Annotated in this window: 5 protein-coding genes; all 5 read right to left on the bottom strand. The window is 41.4% G+C overall.

Going from position 1 to position 10605, the window contains the following annotated elements; all coding sequences use genetic code 11:
- Positions 1–1896 (bottom strand): TIM-barrel domain-containing protein (locus tag FWJ59_RS05335; RefSeq protein WP_414480942.1); only part of this gene is annotated, 1896 nt, incomplete at its 3' end.
- 229 nt (positions 1897–2125) lie between these two features.
- On the bottom strand, positions 2126–6835 hold the full coding sequence (locus FWJ59_RS05330; protein WP_414480941.1) for an alpha amylase N-terminal ig-like domain-containing protein: 4710 nt from the start codon (positions 6833–6835) through the stop codon (positions 2126–2128).
- Between the two features lie 30 nt (positions 6836–6865).
- Entirely contained in the window at positions 6866–8356 is a 1491-nt protein-coding gene (locus FWJ59_RS05325) for an alpha-amylase family glycosyl hydrolase (RefSeq protein WP_414480940.1), read from the bottom strand.
- A gap of 48 nt (positions 8357–8404) precedes the next feature.
- Entirely contained in the window at positions 8405–9271 is an 867-nt protein-coding gene (locus FWJ59_RS05320) for a sugar ABC transporter permease (RefSeq protein WP_414480944.1), read from the bottom strand.
- A gap of 32 nt (positions 9272–9303) precedes the next feature.
- Positions 9304–10602: a sugar ABC transporter permease gene (locus FWJ59_RS05315; RefSeq protein WP_414480943.1), complete on the bottom strand. Its 1299-nt coding sequence runs from the start codon at positions 10600–10602 to the stop codon at positions 9304–9306.
- Positions 10603–10605: the final 3 nt, after the last annotated feature.

Here is a 10605-nt window from a genome sequence, read left to right as displayed (position 1 = left end):
AACGAGGTGATACTTGCCGCCTTCATATTCTTTCCCCGTCCACCAGTCTATCCAGCTGCCCTGCGGCAAATACACCGCCCTTACGGTCCTGCCGGGTTCGTATACGGGGGCTCCAAGGATGTTATCGCCCAGCATAAACTGGTCAAATATGGAATAAGTGTTTTCATCATCGGGATACTCCAGAACAAGGGGCCTTAATACCGGCAAACCGCTATGGTGCGATTGATAAAACAAATTATAGATGTAGGGCAACAACCTATACCTCAACTTTATAAACTGGGTAGCAATCTCCTGTGCGCGCCGTCCAAAGGCCCAGGGTTCCTGGTCCCTCATCCCTACCGCATTATGATTCCTGCAAAACGGATAGAATATCCCTACCTGAATCCATCTTATAAACAGTTCTTCATTGCAATCGTCGCCAAATCCCCCTATATCCGCACCGCAGAACGGCTCTCCCGATAGCCCTATATTTAAAAGCATAGGAATGGAAAGCTTGAGATGATCCCAGCAACTCCTGTTGTCTCCCGTCCATATGGCGGCGTACCTCTGGATCCCCGAAAAAGCCGCCCTCGTCAATATAAAAGGCCTTTGGTTGGGCCTAAACCGAAGAAACGCATCCTTGGTGGCCATAGCCATATTAAGAGCATAGACGTTGTGAAACTGGGCATGGGTTATGGGTCGGCCATCGTTTAAATGTATCATGTCCTCAGGCATGGTTTTAGAAGGAGTATACATAACCGACGGCTCATTCATGTCGTTCCATATACCGTCTATTCCCATTTCAAGAAACTCCCTGTGCTTTTCGGCCCACCACTTTCTCACATCGCTCCTTGAAAAGTCTGGAAAACATGAATCCCCAGGCCATACCTTCCCTACAAACGGCAAACCGTTTCTATCGGTAACAAAATATCGGTTTTCAATGCCTTCTTTAAACACACTATAGCTTTCATCCACCTTGATGCCCGGGTCTATAATGGTTACCACCTTAAATCCCATATCTTTCAACCGCTCCAGCATGCCCTTAACATCTGGAAATCTTTCTTTATCAAAAGTAAACACCCTGTAGCCGTCCATATAATGTATATCCAAATATATGGCATCGCATGGAATGCCCTTCTCTCTAAAAGTCATGGCCAGCTGTTCCACCTTGCTCTGGGGGTAATAGCTGTACTTGCTCTGATGATATCCCAGAGCCCATATAGGTGGCAGGTCTATCCGTCCCGTAATGTCGGTATATCCCTTTATTATATCCTTCATGGTCTGGCCATATATGAAGAAGAAACTCAACGGCCCATTTTCAGCCCCAAATTCGACCCTGCTGCTGTCGCTTTTACCCATGTCAAAGTAAGTCCTGAACGTGTTATCAAAATATATGCCATAACAACCCTGCCGATTAAAGCCTATATAAAAGGGAAAACTGGCGTAAAGTGGATCGGTAGATTCGGTATGGGGTTCGTAGCAGTCGGTATTCCACATAGTGTATCTGGCTCCTCTTTTATTTAAGAAACCGGTTTTCTCCCCCAAACCGTAAAAATACTCATCTTCCCTTATACTTATGGTGCATGACCTCTTGTCTTCTTCCAAAGTCAATTCTATATCATCAAGCTTTAACCCGTATTTGCCCTCTATTTGCATATTGCAGTTGTTTTTATTCACCTTTAGGCACAACAGATCGGTGGAAATCAAGATGCAATCTTCTTTTTCATCAACATTATACTCTACATTTTTGTCTTTATCTTTCATAACTACCGCCTGGCTATAAAAGTCCTTCATCCCATGCGTGACATTTACATTTATTATACCTTCATCAAATATCTCGAAATATATACAGGCATTTTCGGTTTCTAGAACCACAACGTTTTCCGTAACTTTGAATGTTCTTACTTTCTCCAACATTTGTTCTATTTCCCTCCTTCGAATGTTCATGTCGCCATCTTGATAAAAGTGGTTTTGCTGTTCCCCTCACTAAATTAATTTTGGTAAAGATACCGGTAACTTCACCGGCGTCGTTACCAAAATTATAGCGCCTGCAACATAAGAATTAAAATAATCCGATTAAAATTATCTTGGCCGACAGGTGTTGTTGATATTAATAATAGATTCAGTACATTTGTATTTTTACCTATTATTGCTGTAACTTTATTGTATCACATTTTTGACGACTTTTACCCTTCCACAACACGCAAGCTCCTATAAGAATTAACATAAATCCTGTTGCAAGAATTATATTCAAATCCATCCACCGACCTGTTTGTACAATTTTATCCTCTTTAGACAAGTCATCTTCCTCTTGTGCTCCATCTGTTGTTTCCTGACCATCTATTTCATCGGGCTTAGTAACCTGTTCTGGCTCCCCGCTTTCGTTTGATTGATCAGTATCTCCTGACTGCTCGCTTTCCTCAATCTCACTGTCCTCATCTGGCCTGCTAATTTCCCCTGGTTGCTCCCCTTCTCCCGGTCTATCGGTATCACCTGGCTGCTCCCCTTCTCCCGGCCTATCGGTATCATCCTCGCTGGGTTGATTAACCTGAGTATCCTTTCTAATGACAGTTATAGAGATATCCTTGATAAGCTCTTGATCACTATTTCCATTACTGGGCTCCACATGTATATTTATGACGTTTGTACCGTATTCCACTGGAACTGATCTGATAAACTGGCCATTTTCTTCCTGGATAAATGTCTCACTATAAGTATCCCTGCTTATAGTAACCTTTGCACCTTTATAGGTATTGCCCTTAATCTCTATTTCAAGTATGTCGGCATCCACAATGGTATTATTCTCCGGATAGTAAATGTATAGCGGTATATCCCTCCATCTATACACGATATCGTTTACCACCATCCTGTTAAAACCTTGGTTTGTGATTGTGATTTTCCTGTTATCTATTTCTTCACCGTATTCACCCTTCTCTACATTATTCCAGCTCCCTCTAGTATATTTATACTCCAGTTGCGTACCTTGGTCCAAGATAAAGGTAATACTATAAGTATGAGAATCTACTTTTTCCATTCTGTTGGCAGCCGGATCCCAAAAATATCCCGGAAAATTCCCTGCAATATTTACCCCGTCATCTGGAGTATAATCGGGCACGGTAACGTTGAAAGTTACCTCCACTTGTACCAAGTCTGGCGTAGCCTTTACCACATTTGAAGCGCTTCTGTTAAATGAGGTATCAAAAGCCACAACTTTATAATAATATTCGTTGCCGTTTGATACATCTTTGTCGACATATTTAAGATCATCATATACAGTTGAAATTCTAACAAAAGGCCCATTTTCCTCTAAAGCCCTGTAAATTTCGTAACCATAAACCTTGACATCATCTTCCGAAGCGCTCCAGCTAAGCGTAACTGCCAACGATTCTACTGGTGGTTCCAGCAAAACGGGAGCAGTCGGAGGATTTATGTCTTCCGAGTGAATAACGTTAAACTTCTTGGTATCAGTTACCGTCCAATCCTGCCCCTGGTTAGAAGAAAAACGCATCTTATATTCCCACGTTCCTGTAAAATCAGGCACAAATTGCGCCATATATAAATCATTATTCCCGGAATCTCCCACGTATATCGCGTTGATCCACTTCCAATCGGTATTTACCTGAATACCATCTACATCAGCACCATCCCCCGCATATCTGTATCCCAGCTGGGCTATCATGTTTTCTCCTTGACCTGCACCATCAGTGAGTCCCTCAGCCCACACCTCAGCGTACACCTTCACAATATTTTCTACACCTATTACATGCTCCCCAATCTCCGACAGATTACCGGCCCAACCAATAGCAATAGCAGGGTAGGCTTCTACTTCGTCGCCCATGGTACTTTCATTACCATATTCATCTACTGCAGTCACTGAATAGACATATCTCAATCCATTAATGACTTCACTATCCGTATAGCTAGTTCCCTCAATGTTACAAGCTATCTTTTCATAAAGCCCACCCTTAATTGTAGAACGATATACGTTATAGCTTTTAGCTCCAGCTACGGGACTCCATTCAAGCGTCACCCAGCCTTTTCCCGAAGTCGCTTTTAAATTGGTTACGGATGCGGGAGCCGTTAAATCTTGCCCTGATACTGATATGAGCATAGCACCACTCATAGCTCCAACTTCTATGACGACTTTCCCATCTTCAACCACATATGATTTCCCGCTTAAGGCATCTTTGAATTCCACTCCATCTCTTATAAATTTTCTTGTATCTATAGTTATACGAGTTGGCTCGCCTTTATTGACCACTACAATGGCAGCGCTATCAGCATATTCATTCCCAAACGCATCCTTACCATTGATAATCCTTCTTCCATAAGCATAAACGTCACCTTGGGCATACAGCGTTTGAAGGTCACCAGTTTTTAAAACCTGATTTTCATTTCTTATGCTTATTACTTTTTTAAAGAACTCCTGAAGCTCAGTATTTTCCTTTCCCCACGGGAATGTTCTCCTGCAATCGGGGTCCTTACCTCCGGATAAACCTGCCTCATCCCCATAATAGATGGAAGGCATTCCTGGGTATCCCATCTGGAGTATTGTGGCCAATTTTAACCTCTTTATTGCCTGTTCTTTGGCCTCCTGCGAATTTTTCCCTTCATCAGCAGAGTCGTATCCAAATACCGTTAATATCCTCATGGTGTCATGGGAACCTAAGAGATTCATCGTTGAGTAGAACACAGGCAATGGGTATCTCTCATATATGCTCATGAGCCTTTCATCCAATTTCTCCGCATCTATGGGGGTATGGGTTACATTTCCATCATAGAAGGTTTCATCCAGTATAAAGCTAATAACAGCATTCCTGAAAAGGTAGTTCATAACAGAATTAAACGAGTTTCCTAGTAATTCCAAAGAGGCATCCTCCCATAGCTCCGCAATCATAGGCGCACCTGGTTTAACTGTATCGATAGCCTTCCTGAAGTGAGCCCAGAAATCACCTGCCACTTCATTGGCAACATCCAACCTCCAGCCATCAGCACCGGCATCCCGATCGCCATCAGGATTAAGCCAGTATTTAGCTACCGCTTCTTCATCGTTTATGATAAAGTTTGCCCAGCTTTCTACGTTATACTCGCTCCCGTTCACGCTCCTTATTACGGGCATGCTATCGAATCCCCACCACCCATCATAGCTACCATCGTCCCTTATCTCGTACCATTCGCTATATGGGGATTGCACCTTTAATCTCCATGCCTGATAAGCCCCAATCCCCGTATCCAAATACTTGCCGTACCTGTCAAAATATATACTATCATCGCTTGTATGATTAAAAACACCGTCTAGAATGACCTTTATTCCTCTCGCATGCGCCTCTCTCATCAACTCTTTAAATGTATCCAAATCTCCCAACAGTTCATCTATCTTTTTATAATCGCTGGTATCATATCTATGATTGGAGGGTGACTGAAATATAGGATTGAGATAAATCACCGATATACCCAACTCTTTTAAATAATCTAGCTTTTCAATTATTCCCTGTAGATCTCCCCCAAAAAAGTCATTGTTCCATATGCCGTCTCCCGTATATCCTTCTCTATCTTTATAATTAGGATTATCCGGCAGTTCATACCAGTCTTCATGATATTCAACTGGTTCATAGCCCCTGCTGTACTGCTTGAGCCGGTTATTGGAAGGATCTCCGTCATAAAACCTGTCAGGGAAAATTTGATACATTACAGCTCCTTTCATCCAGTCAGGGGTATCCAAGTTTTCATCATATACAACCAATACAAAGTCTTTGTTTACGGTATCTGTGGCCTTCCCCACCCCTCCTAGCTGTTCATCGTCATCCCCGTAGTAAGCCGTCTTTGTACCATCTTTAAGCACAAAATAATACCATATTCTGGTTGGATACTCAAACTTTAGCTGTACTTCCCAGTATTCATACTTACCATCAGAGCTTTCACCCACTTTATACATAGGAAGCTCGTTTCTCGTCTTCTTTATGTCATCCCAGTAAGAAATCTTAGCGGATTCAAGGTCATGTTTTTTGGCTTGTATCCTTAACGTTACCGTTTCACCCGTTTTTACGGCTCCAAAAGGATAGCGGAAAAATGCATCACGAGTATCATGTTTTAGTTCATCATAGTGTATATCATTGTCCAACTCTGTTGAAGGCGCATTGTAATCTGTCCATATTCTATGCGATAGTCCATCATAATAAAATGTGATCTGAGTATCATAAGCAACATTTAAGGGAATATTGGAACCATCCCTTTGCCCATTTAAACCGTAATTCTCATCCCAGGAAGGCCCCAGAGTTATTTTAAATTCATAGTTCCCTCTGGGAACCAAAGCTGTATATTGATAGATATTATCAAAGTCGTCATCTCTCATTATAGCCGTAGAAGTCTGCGGGTTCCAGTCATCGCCTGCATTTATGGCTGACTGTATTGTGCCCACAACTCTTGGAAGCTTTTCTTCTGGGATAGGCGTATATTTCGTGGAATCTGTGACTCTCGAGGTATAATAATTAAAGTAAAAAGTGATTACAGAAGGCGAATCAAGGTGAAAGCTTAAATTCCCCTGTGAAGGTACTCCACCGCCTTCCCAGGAATGGTTGAGAGCAACCTTATATTCGTAATCGCCAGCAGGCAATTCGGTAGGCGTAGTAAATTCATAAAATCCGTTGCCTTTATACGTCATTATAGTTTTATTACTATTTACATTCCAATCCTCGTCGCCCATCTTTGATTGGAAATTGCCTACTACATTGGCTATTACGAATATCTGTTCTTCCGTGTTGGCGCTGGCCAACTGTACAGGTGATATGCATCCAAATATAATTGCAAATGTGAAAATAATGGATAGCGAGAAAGCCACTGACCTCCTTTCTGACATTTACACTCCCCCTTTTTATGTTTTATATTTCTATTGTGAAACTAAAACTATATACTCCCAAGGCTCAAGTTTCAGCTTTTGTTGAGGTGATAAGTTAAAATTTTGACCTGTAAAAAACTGTTGATACTCTCCTGCCGAATTTCCAATTTTTATTTCCACAGCGCAGGCCTCTTTTGAAAGGTTCATGATAACGATAACCCTATTCCCATCCTTCACCCTTTCAAAAGCCAGGACGTTGTTACTTGTAGTCTCAAAAATGTTGACTTCCCCACCAGCATCACCATTCCAGAGAGCAGGATTTTTCTTTTTCAATTCTATAAGTTTTTTATAAAACTCCTGCATGCTTAAATCGCTCCAATCAATTTCATCCTTTTCAAAAAACTTCAATCTTTTGTTAAGGCCTGCTTCCTGACCCGAATATATAAGGGGGATTCCAGGTACGGTAAAAGTAAGTACCGCCATGGTTTTTACCGCATCTCCCAACCTTTCATATTCTGTTCCATTCCAGGAATTTTCGTCATGATTTGAGGTAAAATGCATAGGGTAAGTCCCTCTGGGATAAATGCTGTCTATTTTCTTAAGGTATACCTCTACATGTTTTGCAATATTGGTACCTTTTGCTATATTGTTCATTATGTTATATAACTCCCATCCGTAATTAGCGTTAAAAGCCTTATCCAACAAAGCCATTACTCTGTTATCCTCTGCCAGCATAAAAACCTCTTTTATCCTATCCAGTTCGTCCCTTGCCGCTTCCCAAAAATCTACGGGCACACCTCCCGCATAGTCAGCACGAAAACCGTCCACACCTATCTCTTCAACCCAAAATTTCATGGCCTCTATCATAGCCTTACGCATATCTTGATTGTCGTAGTTCAGCTGCGCAACATCTGTCCAATCAGTACCCAGAGGATGAATGATTTCACCCTTTAAATTCCGTACATACCAGTCGGGATGTTCCTTTATCCATGGATTATCCCAGCCGGTATGATTGGCTACCCAATCCAATATGACCTTAAACCCCATTTCATGGCACTCGTCAACAATCTGTTTGAACTCCTCTAAAGTGCCAAATTCAGGGTTTACATCTTTATAATCTCTAACGGAATAATAAGACCCCAGCACGCCTTTGCGCCTCTCCTGGGATATCGGATGTATGGGCATAAACCACAAAATATCCACGCCCAATTCCTTTAAACGGGGCAAATGTTCCCTAAAAGCTTCAAAAGTCCCCTCTCTGGTATATTGCCTTATGTTTACCTCGTATATCACAGCATTTTTAGACCAATCAGGGACTTTAACCTGTGATACTTTACGCTCATCCTTTTCCTCATTGCCTCTTGTAACTTCCCGGGCACCATCTTCATTTTGATTTTCTGATGACTCGGAAACATCTTGTAAAAGGCCTTCTTTCATGCCAGTCTCCTCCTGCCTGGACGCGGTATTTTCGGCAAGCTGGCATGATATCAAGCTCAGCGCTATGGTAGCAGCTATCAATACTTGTAATATTGGATATCTCATTTTATCATATCCCCCCAATCCTTTTGATTAAAAAGCGTTTGAGCGGTCTCACTTGTTGGCCCCAGCTATAAGCCCTTCCAGCAAATATCTCTGCAAAGCGACGTACAAAATGGTTATAGGTACCGCCACCAGCACTGCCCCCGCTGCGAACATGGTAAAGTTGTTGTTGGTATTGCCTGCAATCAGGTCAAAGAGCCCTATTGCCAGGGTTTTCTTGCTGTTGCTGCTTAAAATCAGTCTAGGGAATATAAAATCCATCCAAGGAGCCATAAACTGGGTAAGAGCTACAAATGTGATAATCGGCTTCATAAGCGGCAAAATAATCTTTGTAAATATGGTCATATTAGAGGCACCATCCAATTTAGCGGCTTCATCTAGGCTCTTCGGAATGGATGCCATATACCCTTTTACCAACCAAGTATTATATGGAATTTGCCCAGCTGCGTATACCAGTATAAGCCCTAAATGGTTATCCAAAAGTTGAAGCTGCCAGAGCAACATGTATATGGCGATCATGCCCATAAAACTTGGGAACATTTGAAGTACCAATATGGAAAGCAAAGCTATCTTCTTACCCCTGAACTTAAACCTCGAAAAGATATACCCCGTCATGGTTGTCAAAACTACTGACAATATCATGTTGGCTATGGCTATCTTTAACGTATTCCAATACCATTGAAGAAATTTTGTCTCAGTGAACAACCTTTTGTAATGCATCAGAGTAGGGTTCTTAGGTATAGCGGTGGCCGACAAAAGACTGCTTGAAGGATTGAATGACGAGCCAATTATCCAAATTAAAGGTATAATAACCAAAATGGCAATTAATATCAATAAGGCATAAATAAGCACCGTTATTAACACATCAATCCCTTTAGGGATTGATGTTGCTGACCTTCTATTAGTTTCAATAATAATTTGCCTGCTTGTATAGGCTGCATTGCTCATCTTTATATCATATCCTCCTCTTTAAAGGATTTGGTTCTCAAAAAGTTCCAAGCCGATATAGAACCTATCAGCAAGAATATGAGTATGGACATAACCGAAGCCATGTTAAACTGCTTATTGTTTAATGTCATCTTATATATCCATGTTATTAGTATATCGGTATGACCAGCAAACTTATAAGCGGGGTTGATGGGATTCCCCTCGGTGAGAAAATATATCACGTTAAAGTTATTAAAGTTGTGAGCAAATGACATTATAAGCAGAGGTGCTGTGGAATACAATACCAGAGGTAGTGTTATCTTCCAAAACTCATCGGAAGCATTTGCACCATCAATTCTTGCTGCTTCATATAACTCCTTATCTATGCTGGTCATCACACTAGTCATAAGCGCCATAAAATAGGGAAAGCCCAGCCATAGGTTTACAAGTATTATGGTAACCTTGGCCAAAGTTGGATCGGATAACCACGGTATATTTTGCTGTATCAATCCGTATTCCCTGAGCAGGCGGTTTATAGGACCAAACTGCCCGTTAAACAGATTTCTAAAAATCAGCAATGATATCATGCCCGGCATAGCCCAAGGCAGTATATAGATTGTACGCCAAAATTTTTTAAATTTTACCCGCTTGCTGTTGATAAGTACGGCCACTAAAAGGCCACCAAAAAAACAAGTGGTAGTGGATACAACCGCCCATATGACGGTCCAGGTCAACACCCCTAAAAAGGTCTGGTTCCACATGGGCAACCTGAATATATTCTTAAAATTCTCAAAGCCCACCCAGTCAACCAGCTTGGCAGGAGGTAAGTGGTCAGGAGCAGAATAATTTGTAAAAGCCACACAAAACCCAAATATAAGGGGTAATACCACCAAAAATAACACAAACAGTGCTGCCGGAATCAACATGATATATGCAAAAGACTTATCCCATAGCTGCTTAAATGATTCTATAGTTGAGGGCAATTTTTCTCCTTTATTACGTAATTCGCCTGTCTTTATAGCATCTCTGATGTTTAAAACATATAATACCAACACTATTACCAATACCAACAAGCATATAATGCCTTTAACCATGAGAATTATCGAGTTATCGCCGTGTATAGCTATACCGCCTTCTATCCTTGTAGGCGTCTCTCCTAGCGTAATAAGGCCCCATAATCCATTGTAAAAATATTGATAATTTAGGAAGACTATAAATTGAATTATCAAAAACATTATTCCCTTTAAATACTGCCTGTTATAAAATTGTCCTGCACCCCACACAATAGCAGATAATATGCCGGCCGTTATGGACTTTTTCATAAA

This window comes from Caldicoprobacter sp. (assembly GCF_047459465.1).
Classification (GTDB): Bacteria; Bacillota; Clostridia; order Caldicoprobacterales; family Caldicoprobacteraceae; genus Caldicoprobacter.
Note: the sequence above shows the minus strand (reverse complement) of the source record. Positions and strands in the feature narration are given on the sequence as shown.

Bases quoted from the DNA above. Each gene is read 5' to 3' on its own strand.
- FWJ59_RS05325 (WP_414480940.1), bottom strand. From the start codon at position 8,356: ATGAGATATCCAATATTACAAGTATTGATAGCTGCTACCATAGCGCTG.
- FWJ59_RS05330 (WP_414480941.1), bottom strand. From the start codon at position 6,835: ATGTCAGAAAGGAGGTCAGTGGCTTTCTCGCTATCCATTATTTTCACA.
- FWJ59_RS05315 (WP_414480943.1), bottom strand. From the start codon at position 10,602: ATGAAAAAGTCCATAACGGCCGGCATATTATCTGCTATTGTGTGGGGT.